General features: G+C 71.7%; 13 protein-coding genes. 9 read left to right on the top strand and 4 right to left on the bottom strand.

The window, feature by feature from the left end; translation table 11 throughout:
* Positions 1–2 precede the first annotated feature (2 nt).
* Genes ACWEV0_RS20535 through ACWEV0_RS20520 form a run of 4 tightly spaced genes read right to left on the bottom strand, consistent with a single transcriptional unit; the run spans position 3 to position 4904 of the window.
* Positions 3–743: an SDR family NAD(P)-dependent oxidoreductase gene (locus ACWEV0_RS20535; RefSeq protein ID WP_453150771.1), complete on the bottom strand. Its 741-nt coding sequence runs from the start codon at positions 741–743 to the stop codon at positions 3–5.
* Positions 740–1471, bottom strand: a complete 732-nt coding sequence (locus ACWEV0_RS20530; RefSeq protein ID WP_453150770.1) for a thioesterase domain-containing protein — start codon at positions 1469–1471, stop codon at positions 740–742. Before ACWEV0_RS20530 ends, ACWEV0_RS20535 begins: the two co-directional genes overlap by 4 nt.
* Positions 1468–4650, bottom strand: coding sequence for a non-ribosomal peptide synthetase (locus ACWEV0_RS20525; protein ID WP_453150769.1), 3183 nt, complete (start codon positions 4648–4650; stop codon positions 1468–1470). Before ACWEV0_RS20525 ends, ACWEV0_RS20530 begins: the two co-directional genes overlap by 4 nt.
* Positions 4647–4904 carry a phosphopantetheine-binding protein gene (locus ACWEV0_RS20520; RefSeq protein WP_403789794.1) on the bottom strand — a complete coding sequence of 86 codons (258 nt, stop codon included), beginning with the start codon at positions 4902–4904 and terminating at the stop codon, positions 4647–4649. The genes ACWEV0_RS20525 and ACWEV0_RS20520 overlap by 4 nt, the downstream gene beginning before the upstream one ends.
* 534 nt (positions 4905–5438) lie before the next feature.
* Between ACWEV0_RS20520 and ACWEV0_RS20515 the strand changes: the two genes are divergently transcribed.
* From ACWEV0_RS20515 to ACWEV0_RS20475, 9 genes are all read left to right on the top strand, one after another.
* Positions 5439–6533: a sulfotransferase family protein gene (locus ACWEV0_RS20515; RefSeq protein WP_453150792.1), complete on the top strand. Its 1095-nt coding sequence runs from the start codon at positions 5439–5441 to the stop codon at positions 6531–6533.
* An 81-nt stretch (positions 6534–6614) separates the two neighbouring features.
* The gene (locus ACWEV0_RS20510) at positions 6615–7865 is read left to right on the top strand and encodes an ABC transporter substrate-binding protein (RefSeq protein WP_453150768.1); all 1251 of its coding nucleotides are present in this window, start codon (positions 6615–6617) and stop codon (positions 7863–7865) included.
* Between the two features lie 29 nt (positions 7866–7894).
* Positions 7895–9694: a thiamine pyrophosphate-dependent enzyme gene (locus tag ACWEV0_RS20505; protein ID WP_453150767.1), complete on the top strand. Its 1800-nt coding sequence runs from the start codon at positions 7895–7897 to the stop codon at positions 9692–9694.
* Positions 9681–11141, top strand: a complete 1461-nt coding sequence (locus tag ACWEV0_RS20500) for a pyridoxal-phosphate dependent enzyme (RefSeq protein ID WP_453150765.1) — start codon at positions 9681–9683, stop codon at positions 11139–11141. The genes ACWEV0_RS20505 and ACWEV0_RS20500 overlap by 14 nt, the downstream gene beginning before the upstream one ends.
* Positions 11134–12318, top strand: coding sequence for a Glu/Leu/Phe/Val dehydrogenase dimerization domain-containing protein (locus tag ACWEV0_RS20495; RefSeq protein WP_453150764.1), 1185 nt, complete (start codon positions 11134–11136; stop codon positions 12316–12318). The genes ACWEV0_RS20500 and ACWEV0_RS20495 overlap by 8 nt, the downstream gene beginning before the upstream one ends.
* Before the next feature lie 76 nt (positions 12319–12394).
* Complete coding sequence (locus ACWEV0_RS20490; RefSeq protein WP_453150763.1) at positions 12395–13921, top strand: class-II fumarase/aspartase family protein; 1527 nt, start codon at positions 12395–12397, stop codon at positions 13919–13921.
* 17 nt (positions 13922–13938) lie between these two features.
* Positions 13939–15312, top strand: coding sequence for a cation:proton antiporter (locus ACWEV0_RS20485; protein WP_453150791.1), 1374 nt, complete (start codon positions 13939–13941; stop codon positions 15310–15312).
* Positions 15313–15451: 139 nt separating this feature from the next.
* The gene (locus ACWEV0_RS20480) at positions 15452–16222 is read left to right on the top strand and encodes an SDR family NAD(P)-dependent oxidoreductase (protein ID WP_453150762.1); all 771 of its coding nucleotides are present in this window, start codon (positions 15452–15454) and stop codon (positions 16220–16222) included.
* A 46-nt stretch (positions 16223–16268) separates the two neighbouring features.
* Positions 16269–18410 carry a BTAD domain-containing putative transcriptional regulator gene (locus ACWEV0_RS20475; RefSeq protein WP_453150761.1) on the top strand — a complete coding sequence of 714 codons (2142 nt, stop codon included), beginning with the start codon at positions 16269–16271 and terminating at the stop codon, positions 18408–18410.
* The last annotated feature ends 38 nt before the right edge of the window (positions 18411–18448 follow it).

Here is an 18448-nt window from a genome sequence, read left to right as displayed (position 1 = left end):
ACCTACCACATGAACTGGCCGCCGTCCACGACGAGTTTTTGACCCGTCATGTAGGCCGAGCCAGGGCCGACAAGGAATTCGAGGGCGTCCGCGATGTCGTCCACCGTGCCGATCCGCCGGCGCGGGATCTCCGCGAGCACGGACGCGCGGGACGCGGCGTCGTCCAACCGGAACCGGGTGACGAGCTCTTCCGTCTCGGTCATCCCGGGGATCAGGCAGTTCACCCGGATGCGGGGGGCCAGCTCCAGGGCCAGACACTTGGTCAGCTGGAGCAGTCCCGCCTTGCTCGCGCAGTAGTTGGCGCCGTTGAGGCGGGGGCGGATGCCGGTGGTGGCGCCGACGTTGACGACGGAGCCGTCCTCGCCGGACTCCACCATCGCCGGGGCGAGACCGCGGGTCAGATAGAAGACGCCGGACAGGTTGGTGTCGACGACGCGCCGCCAGTCGTCGACGCTCATCTCGAGGAACGGGCGGTCGATGTTGACGCCCGCGTTGTTCACCAGGACCCGCGGGGTGCCGTGGGCCGAGAGGACCGTGTCGACGGCCGCGGCCACCGAGTCCGGGTCCGCGAGGTCGGCGCGCAGGACGTGGATGCCGGCGCCGGGGTCCGCGACCTGGCGGGCGGCTTCCTCGTCGGAGCGGTAGAGGGCGACGACACGGTGGCCGAGCTTGTGCAGCCGGCGGGTGAACGCGAGGCCGATGCCCCGCGTGCCACCGCTGACGACCGCGAGCGGACCGGTCACCTGGCCGCCTCCGGGCCGGCCAGGTCCAGGAACTTGCCGATGGGCTCGCTGAGTTCGGTGAAGTGCTCGGCGTCGAAGACGCCGAAGTGGGTGGCGGACATGGAAGCCGTACGCAGGTCGGCGGCGAGTTCCCGCCAGCGCTCCGTCGCCTCCTCGCGGGGGCCCATCCGGTCGCCCGTGCACATCGTCAGGAGTACCCGGCCCGCGTACGGAGTCGTCGTCTCGTACTCCGTCAGGGCCCGCACCTGGGCGCGGAAGGTCTCCAGGACCCGGGTCCTGGTGGCCTCGTCCGCGTGCGGACCGAGCTGGCGCACGATGTTGTCCTCGATGTCGCCGTCCGCCTCCGGCGTGGACTCGCGCAGCAGCGGGGAGGTGTCGATCAGGACGAGGTCGGGGCGGTGCCCGCGCTCGGCGAGACGGGTCGACAGCTCCCAGCCGAGGGTGCCGCCCATGGACCAGCCGACCACCAGATCGGGTGTCAGGCCCTGCTCGTCCAGGGTGGCGAGCACCGAGTCGGCCATCTCCGGCACGGTGGTCTCGGGCTGCTCGCCGGCGACCATGCCCAGGGTGCGCACGCCGTACACGTTGTAGCGGCTGCCGAGGTAGCCGGCCAGGCGCAGGTACGGCTGCAGGCCGCCGCCCGCGCCGGGCAGCACGACACAGGTCGGCCGGTTCTTCTTCCGTACCAGGATCACCAGACGGCTGGTCGCGGGGGACGCGGTGGTCATGACTGGGCCTCCTCTTCGCCGTACTCGCGGACGAGCTCGGCCAGCGCGGCGATCGTGGGCAGACGGAAGAAGTCGACGATCGGCACCGCGACGCCGAACCGCTCCTCCACGAGGGCGAGCGCGGAGAGGATGTTCAGCGAGTGCGCCCCGTAGTCGAGCAGGGTGCGGTCGCGCTCGATGCCGGTGCTGCCGAGCACCTCCTCCCAGACGGCGGCGAGACCGCGCTCCAGGTCGTCGGCGTACTCCGCGGGCGCCGGGCCCGCGGCGTCCTGACGCTCCGCGATGAGCCGGTCGGCGCGGGCGAGCAGGGCGTCCCGGTCGGTCTTGCCCGTCCCCGTCGTCGGCACGGTGTCGACGGTGAGGACCTGCGCGGGCACCATGTACGCCGGCAGCACGCCGGCGAGGTGGCGGCGGACGCGCTCGCCGTCCACGGTGGCGTCGCCCTCGGGCACCACGAAGAGCAGCAGCTCGCGGCCGGCCCCGGTGCCGCGGACGGCCACGACGGCCTGGCGGACCTCGGGCAGGTCGGTGGTGGCGATCTCGATCTCGCCGAGCTCGACGCGGTATCCGCGGATCTTGATCTGGGTGTCGCCGCGGCCCAGGAAGACGAGCTGCCCGTGCTGGTCGCGCAGCACCCGGTCGCCGGTGCGGTACATGAACCCGGTCCCGGCGAAGCGGTCCTCGACGAAGCTCGCCGCCGTGCGCTCCGGGTCGTTGATGTAGCCCTCGGCCGGACACCTGCCGCCGAGGAACAGCTCGCCGGGCACGCCCGCGGGTGCCAGGTGACCGGTGGCGTCGACCACGTAGGCGTGGACGCCGGCCAGCGGAAGCCCGATCGGCACGTGGCCCGCCCACTGCTCCTCGGCGCCGGACAGGCGCTGGGTCGTCACCGCGTGGGTCTCGGTCGGACCGTAGAGGTTGACCAGCTCGCAGTACGGGTGGTCGACGAAGAACGCGCGGATCTGCTCGTCCACCAGGAGCTGCTCGCCGGAGACGCACACGTACCGCAGCGCCGTGAAGCGCGTCCCCCTGGCCTGCGCGGCCTGGACGAACGGGCGCAGCGCGGCGACCGGCAGGTAGATGTGCGTCACCTCGGCGTCGGCGACGTGCCGCACCAGGCCGGGGAAGTCCCGGCGGTCGACCGGCTCCCGCGACACCACGGTGCCGCCGGCGGCGAGCGTGGGGACGATCTCCTGGAACGACACGTCGAAGCCCAGGGGCGCGTACTGCAGGAAGCGGGTGTCCCGGTCCATCCCGAGGGCGGCGATCTGCCAGCCGGTGAGGTTGAGCAGCGGTCCCTGGCCCATGAGCACGCCCTTGGGGCGGCCGGTGGAGCCGGAGGTGAACATCACGTACGCCGGCGGGGCGGAGCCGGTGAGCGGCGGCAACTCGGCGCCTTCGGCGCTCAGTTCGTCCAGTTTCACCCGGCGCACGCCGGGGATGTCGACCTCGGCGCCGACGGTGACGTGGATGCCGGCCGTCTCGGCCATGTACCGCAGGCGCTCGGCCGGCAGGCTGAGGTCGAGCGGCAGATAGGCCGCTCCGCAGCGCATGATCGCGAGGAGGGTGACGGTGGTGTCGGACAGGGTGTCCAGGCACATGCCGACCACGTCGCCCGTGGTCACACCGGCCTTGGCCAGGCCCGCGGCCACGGCGTCGACGTGCGCGGCGAGTTCGCCGTACGAGACGTTCCCGCCCTCGTCCGCGATGGCGACCGCCTCGGGCTGCGCGGCGGCGACGTCGGAGAGCCACTCGGTGAGCGTGTTCGCGGGCACGTCGGCCGGATATCCGTCGGTGCGGCGGCTGTCGACCGCCGAGGCGTCGGTGAACAGGTCGGCGAGCGTGCGCGATCCGTCCGCCACGGCCCGGCGCAGCGCCGAGCGCAGCGAGGTGAGCAGTCCGTCGGCGACGACGGGCGCGATGAGCTGGGTGTCGTACTCGAGTTCAAGCAGCCAGCGGCCGTCGACCGGCGTGGCGCCGAGCCACAGGTCGAACTTGGCGGTGCCGTTGCTGGGCTCGCCCACCCCGCGGATGACGCCGGAGCTGTCCCCGTCGAAGGTGTCCTGCATGGCGAGCATGCAGGCGAACAGCGGGTTGCGGTTGGTCGAGCGGTCCGGCTGCGCGTGGGCGACGAGCTGGTTGAACGGCACGTCGACGTTGGAGCGGCAGTAGTCGACCGCCTCGCGCACCACCTCGCCGGCGTGCCGGTCGAACGGGATGGTCCAGTCGACGTCGATCGCCACCGGCAGGGTGTTGACGAAGAAGCCGCACAGGTCGAAGGCGCCGACGGTGCGGCGGGCCATGAAGGGGCTGCCGATGAGCACGGTCGAGACCGCTGCGTGCCGGGCGACGACCGCGCTGTAGAGCGCGCTGAACAGGACGAACGGCGTCACGTTCAGCCGCTTGCAGGTCGCGGCGACGGCGTCGCTCTCGGCCTCGCCGAGCAGCCACTCCAGGCGTGCGCCGTCGAAGTCGGTCTCCGCCGGCCGGTTGGGGCGCGGGAACAGCACCTGCGCGGGGACCTCGCGCAGCCGCTCGGCCCACTGCCTGGCCCGCTCGACGGTCTTGTCCGCGGTGGTCACGGAGTTCTGCGCGCGCAGTTCGCGCAGGAACGCCCGCTCCCGGGTGGCGCGGAGCTCCTGGGTGCGCTCGGCCGTGAGCGAGCCGCCCAGGGCGGACTCCATGTCCCGTACGACCGGGCCGAGCGACACGCCGTCACCGATGATGTGGTGCATCACCAGGAGGATCGCCGCCTGGGAGCCGTCGGCGGAGCGCACGTAGCCGGCCCGCCAGGGCGACTCCTCGGTGAGGGCGAACGCGGGCCGGCCGAGGCGCACCGCCCACTCGCCGATCGTCTGGTCGAAGCGGTCCGCCGGCGCCTCGACGAGCTCCAGGGGGAGCTCCGCGCGGGCGGGCGGCTCGGCGAACCGGGCGTGCGGGGCGGGGCGCAGCGCGAAGACCTGACGCATCGACGGCTGCACCGTGACGAGCGTGATCAGGGCGTCGGCGACGGCGTCGAAGCCGAAGGCCGGGTCGATGTCGAACCGCATGACCTGGTTGTAGATCTCCGGGGTGGGCACGCGGTCGTTGACGACCAGCAGGCCCTTCTGGGAGTCGGTCAGCGGGAGCGGCTCGGGAGCGGCCGAGGGGACGGCGTCGGTGTCCGTCGGAGCGCTCACGCGTCGGCCGTCCCGTCCGTGTCCGCGTCGCCGCCGGCGGCGACGTCGCGCAGCCATGCCTTGAGGTCGCCGATGGTGCGCAGATCGGCCAGGCGAGTGGCGTCGATCTCGGCGTCGTCGTCGGCGGCCACCTCCACGGCGAGGCGGATGAGGGACAGCGACTCGAGGCCGGCGTCCTGCAGGGGGGTGCTGTCGTCGAAGGCGAAGGTCGCGTACTTGGTGATGATGGCGTCGAAGTCGACAGACGTCTCCATCGATGCTCCAGTCATGTCAGAGGAATCGTGAATCGGCCGCACGCGTCGGGCGAGTGGCTGGAAATAGGCGATAGCCCAGAACTGTGAGCAGAGATGCCGCGAGGACCTGGGCAACAGCATCTGCCGGGGGTGTGTACTCCCGATGTATTCAGTATTCGCTGACGATTGTTCGCGCGTTGTATCCGCAGGTCAGCGCACCGGTACAGGCGGCAGGTCAGTCCGGGTGACTCCGGCTTTACAAGGGTCAAACCCGGACATGACGCGTCCTTTGCGGGCGAATGCCGGACTTTCCTCTGTAATACTCCCGCAATACTCGTGCAATGATTGATCAAAAATCACTGATGATCACAGCCATTGCGCAAGGTGTGATCATGTTGGTACGGTCTCTCAACGATCGAAGACCAGTTCAGTTACGCAGAACGATCGCGAGCGACAGGGGGAGATTCGTTGCCGTCGCCGTTTGCCGAACATGAACAGTTGGCCTGCCTGAATCCGGAAAAGATCTTCGATGCAGCGGGCATCGAGATCGGCGGCGTGAACCAAGAACGATCTCACGACACGGAACATCTTCTTCCCGCTCTCCGGCAGCTGACCTCGGCCTTGCAGAGCGAAGCTAGGCTCACCGTTTCGGGAGCCGCCGCAGTGGGTAAAGCCCTCGCTGATCAACTGGTAACCCGTTCCCGTGTGAACGAGTTAATCCGGAGTAATCCGGAGGTCGCCGAACAGCAGATACCGGGACCTGTTTTCATTACCGGTATCTTCCGTAGCGGCACCACATTGCTGCAGAATCTGATGGCCGAACTCCCGGCGGTCCGTGCGCCCCGCCTCTGGGAAATGCTGGCGCCGGCCGCAGCCGCGGCGGGCGACCCCGAGCGCGCCGCGGCGATCAAGGCGGCCGAGGAGTACGTCACCGAGTACTACGAGAAGGCGCCGCTCTTCCAGGCCATCCACCCGCTGGACGCGCACCGCCCCGAGGAGTGCCACCGGCTGACCGGAGGCACCTTCCGCGCCGACATCTACGCCCTGCGCTACCGCATTCCCGGCTATGTCGCCTGGCTGCGCGAGCAGGACATGCGGCCGAGCTACGCGTACCACCGCACCCTGCTCCGCTGCCTGCTGCACGCCGAGCCGGCCGAGCACGTCGTCCTCAAGTGCCCGTCGCACATGTGGCACCTGGACACGCTGGCCGAGGTCTATCCGCAGGCCCGCATCGTACGGCTGCACCGCGACCCCAAGGCATGTCTGCCCTCGCTGTGCAGCCTGACGAGCGTCGTCAGAGGGGCCAGGGCCGGCGAGGTCGACAAGCGCGAGATCGGTGGCTACTGGGCCGAGCACGTCGGCCGTGCCCTCGCCGGCACCCGCCCCGCCGAGGTCCTGCCGTCCGGACTCCCGGTCCTCGACCTCCGCTATTCCGACCTCGTCTCCGAACCGGTCGAGACGGTGGCGCGGGTGTGCCGCTTCGCCGGCATCCCGTGGTCGCCGGCCGCGGCGGACCGGGTCCGCGGCTTCCTCGCCGGAAACCCCAAGGACAAGCACGGAAAGCACAGCTATTCGGCCGGGGAGTTCGGCCTGGATGCCCGCGAACTCGACGAGCGCTTCGCCGCATACCGTCGAGCCTTCGACCTCTGACCGCAGATCTGTGCATCTGACGCGCGCGAGCGTCCGACCGCCCACGCGTCGATCATCAGCCCCCACACGCATGATCGCTCAATGACGGAGGTATCTGACCGCATGTCCGAGTCGATGACCCACGAGCAGATGGCGCGCGCTGAAATAGCGGAGGTGAGCAAGCTCGCCGGAGAGAACCCGGTGAAGCTCGGAATTCTCACGCCGCTCACCGGCCCCGGTGACTCCGTGGCCGGCGTGATCGTATCCCGAGGCGCCCGGATAGGTGCCGAGTACATTCGCGAGCAGGGCGGTATTCTCGGCGGCCGCCAGCTGGATTTCGTCCTGCGCAACGACCAGGCCACCGCGGCCGAAGAGGGAATGGCGCGGTCCGCCGTCGGTGAACTCGCCAAACTCGCGCAGATCGACGAGGTGGCCGGCGTCTTCGGCCAGTGGCATCTGCGCACGTCGAAGTACGTCTCCGCGCTCGCCGACAAGATCGGTATTCCGACATTCGTCGAGAACGGCCAGATCGACGTCACGTCCTCCGGCTACCGCTCCATATTCCGGCAGTATTTCTCCATCGCCGACCGCGTCCCGCTGATGATGGACTACGTCGCCAGCCTGGGATTCCGGCGCATCGCGATGATCGCCGCCGACACGGTCTTCGGCCTGACCACCGCCGACACCATCGAGGAATACGGCACGTCCGTCCACGGCATGGAGTTCCTGCGCTTCGACTTCCCGCAGGAGACCACCTACGACCTGAGCGAGCAGCTCAAGGCGGTCAAGGACTGGGAGCCGGACCTCATCATCAACGACGGTGTGATCCGCACCAACTACCTGATGATCAAGCAGGCCGCCGAGCTGGGCCTGCGGCCCCAGGTCCCCATGATGGTCACCTTCGGCTTCCCGACCCGCTCCCACGACTTCTGGCGCGAGGCGGGCGACGCCGGCGTCGGCATCATGTGGGCGGGCATCCAGTACCGGCCCACCTGGGACGGGCTCACCGACATCGGGCGCTGGTTCACCGAGCGCTACGAGGCGATGTACGGCGGCTACGCGCCGGACACCACCCTCAGCGCGTTCACCGACGTCACCATTCTGGCCCGCGCCATCGAACTGGCCGGAACGACCGAACACGACGCCGTCATCGAGGCGTTGGAGTCCCACGAGTTCGACACCTGGCGCGGACCGCTGCGGTTCGAGCGCGGCGCCGAGCACTGGCACCACAACATGCCGCGGCTGCAGATCATGCAGTACCAGAAGGTCGGCCAGACCTTCGACGAGTCCGCGATCGTGTACCCGGACTCCCTTGCCAACGCGGCCTACGTGCCGGCCGACGCGCTCCGTTGATCGTTGCACCCGAACCAGAGGGACAGTCCATGACGGAGCGGAACACCGCACCGGTCTCCAGTGCACCGGCACCCGGCACACCGGCACCGAGCACACCGATCCCCAGCACACCGATCCCCAGCACACCGACAACCACCGCGGCCGCGACGATGGTGGCGAGCATGCAGGGCCACGGCGTCGACCGGGTCTTCTGCGTCGCGGGCGAGAGCTACCTGCCGATCCTCGACTCCCTGTACGCCACCCGGGACCGCGAGGACGCCGTCGAGGTGGTCACCTCCCGGCACGAGGCCTCGGCCGGCTTCATGGCCCTGGCCGACGCCAAGCTCACGGGGCGGGCGGGCATCTGCCTCGTCAGCCGCGGCCCCGGAGCGACGAACGCCAGCATCGCGGTGCACGCGGCCTGGCAGGAGGCCGCCCCGCTGATCCTGATCGTCGGCCAGGTCAAGCGGAGCCGGCGCAGCGGCGAGGCGTTCCAGGAGATCGACTGCGCCGGCTTCTTCGGCACCTTCAGCAAGGCCACCCTGGTCCTCAACGACCCGGCCTCGGCCGCGGCGCTCGTCGCCCGCGCCTTCCGGATCGCCGAGTCCGGCACCCCCGGACCGGTGATCATCGAGGTGCCGGAAGACGTCATCGGGCAACCCGATCCGAGCGGTCTGCCCTCGCGGCGCGTGCCGGTCTCCGAGACCGCGCCCGCCGCCCAGGACCTCACCGCCGTGCTCGCCCTGCTCGACGCGGCCGAAAGGCCGCTGATCCTCGCCGGAGAGCAACTCGACACCCCCGACGGGCGACTGCTGTTACGCCAGGTCTCCGAGCGGCACCACATCCCCGTCGTGACCGCGAACAAGCAGCAGCACCTCTTCGACAACCGGCACCCGCACTACGCCGGTCACCTGCACAACGCCACCCAGAAGCCGCAGCTGGCCGCCTTCCAGGAGGCCGATCTGGTGCTGGCCGTCGGCACCCGTCTGGACGACACCACCACCCGCGGCGGGGCCTTCCCCGGCGGTCCCGTGCCGGCCCAGCCGCTCGTCCACGTGCACGGCGACCCGGCCAGGATCGGGGCCGGCCGGCGGACGGAACTCGGCCTGGCCTGCACGCCCGCCGCGTTCCTGCGCGCTCTCGCCGACGCCGGCACGCAGGCCGGCCGGCACGCCGCCCGCGGCGACTGGATCGAGCGCCTGCACCGCATCGAGACCGACAAGGCCGTCTGGCAGGGCCAGGACGCGCCCGACGGGATCGTCTTCGGCGACGTGGTCGCCGCCCTCGACGAGTGCACCCAGGGCGAGGCGACGGTCGTGGTCGACTCCGGCACCTTCACCAGCTGGGTCTACCGCTATCTGCGCTTCACCGGCACGGGCCGGCTGCTCGGCGTCACCTCAAGCCCCATGGGATTCGGCGTCCCCGCGGGCGTCGCCGCCGCGCTGCGCACCCCCGGGAACCCGGTCGTGGTCGTCGTCGGAGACGGCGGCTTCCTGATGAACGGCAGCGAACTGATCACCGCGGTCGAGGCGCGCCTGCCGCTCGTGGTGATCGTCTCGGACAACCGCAGCTACGCCACCATCCGCCTCCACCAGGAGCGGGAGTTCCCCGGCCGGGCCATCGCGACGGACCTGCACAACCCCGACTTCGCGCGGCTCGCCGAGGCGTACGGCGCACTCGGACTGAGCGTCACCGACCCGGCCGAGGTCAAGGACGCCCTGGTGACGGCCCTGCGGCACGACGGCCCTTCGCTGCTGCACGTACGCACGAGCCTCGCCCACACCTCGCCCTACCGGCGCATCGACGTCGCGCCGGCCGGCCCCGGTGGAGGTGCCCGTGGAAGCGTATGACTCGCTCCTCGACCTGATCGGCGGCACCCCGCTGGTGCGGCTGCGCCGGGTGGCGAGGGACGTGCCGGCGACCGTGCTCGCCAAGCTGGAGTACCTCAACCCCGGCGGCTCCAGCAAGGACCGCATCGCGCTCGGCATGATCGAGGCGGCCGAGGCCGACGGCACCCTGCGGCCAGGGGCGACGATCGTGGAGCCCACCTCGGGCAACACCGGCGTCGGCCTGGCCATGGTGGCCGCCCAGCGCGGCTACTCCGTGGTCTTCACCTGCCCCGACAAGGTGTCCCCGGAGAAGATCGACCTGCTGCGCGCGTACGGCGCCCGGGTCGTGGTGTGTCCGGCCACGGCACCCTTCGACCACCCCGACTTCTACCGCAACAGGGCGCGCGCCCTGGCCGCGGAGATCCCCGGCGGGCTGCTGCTCGACCAGTACTCCAACGCGGCCAACCCGCGGACGCACTACGGGACCACCGGCCCCGAGGTCTGGAAGCAGACCGACGGCCGGGTGACCCACTTCGTCGCGGGCGTCGGCACCGGCGGCACCCTGTCCGGCACCGGGCGCTATCTCAAGGAGGTCTCCTCCGGCGCCGTCACGGTGGTCGGTGCCGACCCGGACGGCTCCGTCTACACCTCCCCGGCCCTGCGGCCGTATCTCCTGGAGGGCGTGGGACAGCCGACGCTGCCCGCCTCCTACGACCCGGCGGTAGCGGACCGGCTGATCCCGGTCTCCGACGCCGCCGCCCTGGAGATGACCCGCCGCCTCGCCCGCGAGGAGGGCATGCTGGTCGGCGGCTCCGGCGGCATGGCCGTCGCCGCGGCCCTGGAGGTCGCGGCCGGGCTCGGGCCGCAGGACGTCGTCGTGGTGCTCGTCCCCGACTCGGGCCGCGGCTACATCTCCAAGATCTTCAACGAGACCTGGATGGCCACCCGCGGCTTCGACACCGGTGAAGGCACCGCGGACGGCTCCGGCGCCGGCCCGGTGCTGGGCGACGTCCTCGCGGGCGTCACCGCGCGTCCGGCGCTGCCCGCCGTCACCCCCGACGACACCCTGGCGACCGCCCTCGCCCTGCTGAGCCGCCATCACCTGCCCGCGCTGCCGGTGACCCGGGCCACGGCACCCGTCCGGCTCGCCGAGGTCACCGGCACGATCACCGCGCGGGCGATCACCGAGGCCCTGGCCGCCGACGTCCGCGTACTCGAGCAGCCGGTGGGCGCGCTCGCCGGGCCGCCGCTGCCCCTCGCCGGGGCCGGACAGCCGGTGGCACAGGCCCTGGCCCTGGTGGGCGGTGACGACACCGTCCTCGTCCTGCGCGACGGCCTCGTCGAGGGCGTCGTCACCCGCGCGGACGTCGCCGCCTTCCTCGCCGCCGCGGCCGCCGACGCCCCGGTCACCGCCGCCCCGGCCGCCGACGCCCCGACGCCGAACCGAGAGGATGACGTCAGTGAGTGAGATCCTGGAGTACGTCGACCCCGTCGAGGGTTTCACCGGCTGGCTGGTGTACGACACGACGTCGGCGCGCATGGCCGCGGGCGGCTGCCGTATGCAGCCGGGTCTCACCGCGCAGACCCTGTCCTCGCTCGCCGCGCGCATGACCCTGAAGCAGCGGGTGCTCGGCATCTCGGTCGACGGGGCCAAGTGCGGTCTCGACTACGACCCGGCCGCCCCCGGCAGCAAGGCGGCGATGGAGCGCTTCCTCGCCTTCCTGCGCGAGCAGCTGCTGACCAGGTTCAGCATGGGCTGCGACATGGGCACCCGCTTCGACGAACTCGACGCGGCCGCACGCCGGCTGGGCATCCCGTCCATCAAGTACGCGATCAAGCGGGCCCAGGGCCTGAGCGACGACGAGTTCTTCGCCCGGTTCCGGCTCCTGGACGCCCCGGTCGGCTCCCTCACCCTCGGCGAACGCCGGGCCGGGCACGCCGTAGCCCACGCCGCCCTCGCGGCCGCCCGCGCCGCGGGCCTCACCGGCCCGGTCTCCTGCTCCCTGCAGGGATTCGGCAACCTCGGCCGGGCCGCCGCCTACACGCTCGCCGAGGAAGGAGCCGTGTTCGGCGCGGTCGCCGACCAGTTCGGCTGCGCCGCCCGCCCCGACGGGTCCGCCCTCGACATCAAGGCCATGCTGGGCACCCGTAACGGGCTGCGCGTCTCGGACGTTGCTCCGGAAGTGACGATCTTGCCCGCGGACGCCGTGTTCACGCAGCCGTGCGACGTGCTCGTCCTCGCGGCGGCGGAGAACGCGATGACCCCGGAGCAGGCGGCGGAGCTTCCCGCCTCCGTCGTCGTGGTGGGCGCGAACAACGGCCTGAGCGAGCCGGTGGAGCGGGCCCTGCACGAGCGCGGGGTGCTCGTCGTACCCGACTTCATCGGCGGCATCGGCGGTTCGGCGTCCATGGAGGCGCTCTTCGGGCCCGAACGCATCGGCACACCCCGGCACACCCTCGATCTGGTCGCGGCGATGATGCACGAACTCACCGGACAGCTGATCAGCACCAGCAGGCTCGAGAACACGCTCGTACGCGAAGTCGCCGAACGTCAGGCGACGCAGGAGACGGCGGCCGGAGCGGTGGGCGGCGCCCGCGCCTACGGCAACAGCCCGCTGCTGGCCAGGGCGCTTTCCGTGGTCTGACATCCCGCAACGGCGTCCGCCTCCCGGCCGGACGCCCCCAACCCCCCTCAAAGACGGTCGCAATCTGGAGACGGAAATGTCCCTGTCAGCCCAGTCCACGGCAGTGTCGACCCTGCTCGAAGCCACCCTCGAAGCCGAATCCACCGAGTCCGCCCAGTCCGCCGAAGCCCCGGCGGCGACGACCCCCTGCTCCCACGACCGGGGGCACATCACCGACTCCTTCCTGCTCGGTGACCGCTACGCCACCCAGGAGAGCCGCGCCATATTCTGCGACACCTGTCGCATCCAGCGCTGGCTCACCGTGGAGGCCCAGCTCTCCCTCGCCCAGGCCGACCTCGGGATCATCCCCGCCTGGGCGGCCGAACGCATCGCGGAGGCCGCCACCGTGGAGCGGGTCGACCCAGAGGAGGTCAAGAAGGCCACCCTGGAGTCCGGCCACTCGCTCGTCGGCCTGCTGCGCGTCCTGGAGCGGGCGTGCGACGGCGAGGCCGGCCAGTACATCCACTTCGGCACCACCACCCAGGACATCCAGGACACCGCGCAGTCCCTGGAACTGCGGGACGTCTTCGACGAGCTGGAGCGGCTGCTCGACGAGACGATCACGCACGTCGCGCGGCTCGCCGACCAGCACGCCGAGACGCTGGCCCTGGGCCGCACCCACGCCCAGCCGGCGCTGCCCATCACCTTCGGGCTCAAGGCGGCCAGCTGGCTGGACGAACTGCTCCGGCACACCGAGCGGCTGCGCGAGGCCCGTGAGCGCGTCCTCGTCGCCCAGCTCTTCGGCGGCGCCGGGACGATGGCCGGCCTGGGCGAGCAGAGCCAGGAGCTCCTCGCCAGGTTCGCCGAGCGCCTCGGTCTGCACGCCCCGCTGATCGGCTGGCACGTCGCCCGTGACCGGATCGTCGAGTACGCCTCCGTCCTCGCCATGGTCGCCGGGACCATGGGCCGGGCCGCCGACGAGATCCGCACCCTGTCCCGCCAGGAGTTCGGCGAGGTCTCCGAGGCCTGGAGCTTCGGCAAGGTCGGCAGCAGCACCATGCCGCACAAGCGCAACCCGGAGCGGTGCGAGCAGGTCGTCGTCATGGCCCGCCTCGCCGCCGCCCAGGTGTCCACGGCCCTCACCGCGATGATCGGCGACCACGAGCGCGACTCCCGGTCGCTGCGCCTGGAGTGGGCCTGCGTACCGGACGTGGCCCACCACACCCTCGCCGCCTGCGAGATCTTCCGGCAGATCGTCAGCGGCCTCATCGTCCACGAGGACCGCATGCGGGAGAACGTCACCGCCGTCGCCCACCAGGTGACCACCGAGGCCCTCATGCTCACCCTGGCGCAGCGCCTGGGCAAGCAGGCCGCGCACCACGTGGTGTACGAGATCAGCCAGACCGCCCGCGAGGAGGGCGTCCCCTTCCGGGAGGTCCTCGAACGGCACCCGAAGGTGGTCTCCGAGCTCGGCGACCTCGACCTCGACCACGTACTCGACCCGGCCGAACACCTCGGCGCCTCGGCCGCGTTGACCCGCGGCATCACCCGCAAGGCCGCCGACTACCTGCAGGGCAGGGGCACCAGGACGGTTCCGCCGCAGAAGGGCACCGCACACTCATGAACCTCGCCGCCGTGACCATGCCAGGGTTGCCGGCACCCCAGCTCATGGTCTTCCTGCTCCAGGTGGCCGCGCTCCTCACCCTGGCGCTGCTCTTCGGACGCCTGGCCGGACGCTTCGGGATGCCCGTCGTCGTCGGTGAACTCCTCGTCGGCGTCCTGGTCGGCCCCTCCGTCCTCGGCAACGTCGCCCCGGGCCTCGCCGAGCACTTCATCCCCGGCGGCCCGGACCAGGCCGCCCTGCTCGACGGCGTCGGCCAGCTCGGGGTGATCCTGCTCGTCGGCATGACCGGCGGGCACCTGGACATGGCGATGATCAAACGGCACACCCGGTCGGTCGGGATCACCGCCTTCGCCGGCCTGGTGCTGCCCTTCGGCCTCGGTGTCGGGGCCGGATACCTCGCCCCGGAAAGCCTGATGCCCGACAGCCTGGCGGCGCACGGCGGGCGTACCGTCTTCGCCCTGATGATCGGCGTGGCGCTGGCCGTGAGCGCCCTGCCGGTCATCGCGAAGACGCTCGCCGACATGAGGCTGCTGCACCGCAACACCAGCCAGCTCACCCTGGCCGCGGGCATGGTGGACGACGCCGCCGCCTGGTTCGCGCTGTCGGCGATCGTCGCCATGGGCACCGGCGGCAGCATGGCGGCCGCCCTCGGCCACTCCGCCCTGTCGCTCGTGCTGTTCACCGGCGGCGTGGCGCTGGCCGTCAGGTTCCTGATCGCGCCCCTGCTCAAGCGGCTTCCGGAACGCGACTCCGGCGCCGGGGGCACGACCGGCCGGAACTGCGCCGTCCTGGTGATCCTGCTGCTCCTGGGCGCCGGGGCGGCCGTGTCGCTGCACCTGGAGGCGGTGTTCGGCGCCTTCGTCGTCGGCCTCGCCACCATCTCGCTGCTGCCCGCCGCCAGCCTCGCCCCGCTGCGGACCATCGTCATGTCCGTGTTCGCCCCGGTGTACTTCGCCACCGCCGGCCTGCGGATCGACCTCACGGCACTGGCCCGGCCCACCGTGCTGCTCGCCGGGCTCGCCATCCTGGCGATCGCCATCGTCGGCAAGCTGGGCGGCGCCTACCTCGGCGCCCGGCTGAGCGGGGTCCCGCGCTGGGACGCCTTCGCCATCGGTGCCGGACTCAACGCGCGCGGCGTGGTGCAGATCATCGTCGCCAACGTGGGGCTGCGCAGCGGCATCCTCAGCCCCGCCGTCTACACCCTGCTCGTGCTGGTCGCCGTCGTGACCTCGATCATGGCCGCGCCCATGCTGCGGGCGGCGATGCGCCGCACCGTACCCACCGAGCTGGAGCTCGGCCGGGAGCGCGAACTGGCCGCCTGGCACATCGAGGACACCCCTCCGGTACGCGAACGGGCGGAACCCCTCGCGGCCGGCCGCGCCGCGGAGTGATGCGGAAAGCCCATGCCCAGAACGCGGCATGACCGAAAGCGGCATGACCGAAAGCGGCATGACCCGAAAGAGGCATGACCCGGAAAGATGACAAGGGCCCGGTCCAAGGCGACGGACCGGGCCCCTTCGAGGAGCAGATGTGAACGCACTGAACGACGCCCGCCACACCCCCCGCCGCGTGGTGGTCTCCGGCGGCGGCACCGGCATCGGCCTGGTGACGGCCGAGGACTTCGCCGCCGCCGGCGACGAGGTGATCATCATCGGACGGCGCGAGGACGTCCTGCGCGACGCCGCCGACGCGGTGAACAAGCGCCACGACACCGACCGGGTCAGCTGGATCCGGGCGGACCTGTCCCTCCCGGCCGACGCCGCCGAAGCGGCCGCGCGGATCTCCGGCGCCGGCCCGGTCGACGTGATCGTCACCAACGCCGGCGGGAACGTCGCCCCGGACGCCGGCGACACCCTGGAGCAGATCGCCGACGGCTACCTGCGCAACTTCAAGGCCAACACGCTGACCGCCGTCCTGCTCACCGAGGCCCTCCTGCCCGCGATGCGCCGCCCCGGCGGCCGCGTCGTCCACCTGTCCTCGATCGCCGCCGTGCGCGGCCCGGGATCCTACGGCGGATCCAAGGCGGCCCTGCACGCGTACGTCTACGAACTCGCCCAGCGCGTCGGCGCGGAGGGCATCACCGTGAACGCCGTGGCACCCGGCTACGTCGCCGACACCGAGTTCTTCGGGGAGCGCGCGACGCCCGCGTTCGTCGCCTCCCGGGTGAACGCCACCCTCACCAAGCAGGGCGGCACCCCGCAGGAGGTCTCCGCCGCCATCCGCTACCTGTGCTCGCCCGAGGCCGCGTACGTCCACGGTCAGATCCTGCACATCAACGGCGGGGCGATGCTCGGCCGTTGACGCACGACGCCACGCCTCCGAAGAACGCCACTGAAGGCAGAAGTCGATGAGCGCACCAACCCCCCACGCAAGCACCGACACCAGCGACAGCACCAGCACCAGCAGCAGCAACACCACCAGCAACGGCACCGGAGCGACCGGACACCGGTTCCGGGTCCTCGGACCCTTCGAGGTGCACACCAACGGGGAGTGGACGGGCATCGGTGCGGCCAAGCAGCGCACCCTCCTGACCCTGCTCGTACTCAACGGCAACCGGGTGGTCCCCTCCGAACAGCTCATCTCCGAGCTGTGGGGCAACAACCCGCCCGGCAGCGCCAACCGGCTCCTCGCCGGATACGTGTGGCGGCTGCGGCGGCTGCTCGGCGACCCGCTCGGCGAACACCTGGTCACCCGGGCACCGGGCTACCAACTGGTCGTCGGGCAGGGCGCCGTCGACATCCACGAGTACGAGTGCCACGTCCGCACCGGACGCCGCCGGATGGAGGCCCACGACCTCGCCGGCGCCGTCGAGAGCTACACCGCCGCGCTCGACCTGTGGCGCGGCAGCCCGCTCCTCGACGTACCGCTGACCCCGTCGGTCATGGCCGAGACGGCCCGCCTGGAGGAGTCCCGGCTCTCCGTCATCGAGGCACGGCTCGGCGCCCAGGTCGGCCTCGGACAGCACGAGGCCGTACTGCCCGACCTCAAGCAGATCGTGTCGCAGTACCCGCTCCGCGAGCGCCTCCACGAACACCTGATGCTCGCCCTCTACCGCACCGGCCAGCAGGCGGACTCCCTGGGCACCTACCACGACCTGCGCCATCTGCTCGTCAAGGAACTCGGCATCGAACCCAGCAAGCCGCTGCGCGACCTGCACCAGCGCATCCTCCAGGAAGACCCCACACTGCTCCTCCAGGCCGAGCCGGCCCCCGGCCCGGCGGTGCGGGCCGAGGGCGCGGAGCCGCCCCGGCTGCCCCCCGAACCCACCTTCCTGGTCGGCCGGGACGAGGAGCTCGCCACCCTGGTGCAGCGCCTGCGCGCGGGCGAGACGCTCTGCGCGGTGCACGGCTCGGGCGGCGTCGGCAAGACCGCGCTCGCCCTGCGCGCCGGGCACCTCGTCGCCGACCGCTTCCCCGACGGCCAGGTCTACCTCGACCTCGGCGGCAGCTCGCCCCGCTCCCCGACCACCCCGCTCGACACGCTCCACCGGCTGCTGCGCGCCCTCGGCCTGCCGGACCGGGAGATACCCGCCGACCTCGACGGCGCGGCGGCCCGCTGGCACGCCCTCGCGGCGACCCGCCGGATCCTCGTGGTGGTCGACGACGTCGTGGACGCCGACCAGGTACGGCCCCTGCTCTCCGGCAGCAGCGAGTGCGCGGTCCTCGTCGTCGGCCGGCCGGCGCTGGCCGTCGCCTGCGGCATGAACCAGATCTGGCTCGGCCGGCTCAGCATCGCCGACACCGGTGAACTGCTGCACCGTTACGCCGGCCCGAACCGCGCCGGAAGCCGCGCCGCCCTGGCGGCCGTCGCCCGCATGTGCGACTACCTTCCGCTCGCCCTGCGCATCGCCGCCGCCCGGCTCGCCCGGCGGCCCGACTGGTCCGTGGACGTCCTGGCGACCCGGCTGGCCGAGCCCAAGGACCGCCTCGACCTGCTGACCTTCGACCGGTTCAGCATGCGTGCCAGCATCTGCGCCGGAGTCCGCCTGGTCCGCCGCATCGGCACCCCGGCCGCCCTCGGGGCGCTGTGCGTGCTCAGCGAGCTGGACGTGCCCGTCGTCAGCGGCGACGCCCTGGCCGGGCTGCTCGACTCGAAGGCCGAGGCCGACACGGTCGCGGAGTCGCTCATCCACGCGGGGCTCGTCGAGGCGCTGGACGGCGACCGGTACCGGGTGCCGCAACTGGTCCGGCTGTTCTGCCAGGACTGGCCGGAATCCGTCCTCGGCCCCTACCCGGTCGACTCCGCCAAGGACGTCCAGCGCCTGGTGGCCCACTACACCGGCGTCCTGAGCGCGCAGCTCAAACTCGCGGAACACCGCGCGATCCGTGAGAGCACCCTGGCCTGGTACCGCCAGGAGCTCGACCTGCTGCGCGTCCTCGCCGGCCAGGACCCGACCGGCCGCCTCCTCGACCTGCTCACCGAACTGCGCGCCAGGCTGACCGGCAGCCCCTCCGGCAGTCTCCCGGAGCCCGTCCGCCGCTCGGCCTGAGGCACCGAAGGACAGGCGTGCCCCTGCCGGAACACCGG

The sequence above is a fragment of the Streptomyces sp. NPDC003943 genome (assembly GCF_053605265.1).
The sequence above is the reverse complement of the archived record's forward strand: the minus strand, read 5'-3'. Positions and strand labels throughout refer to the sequence as shown.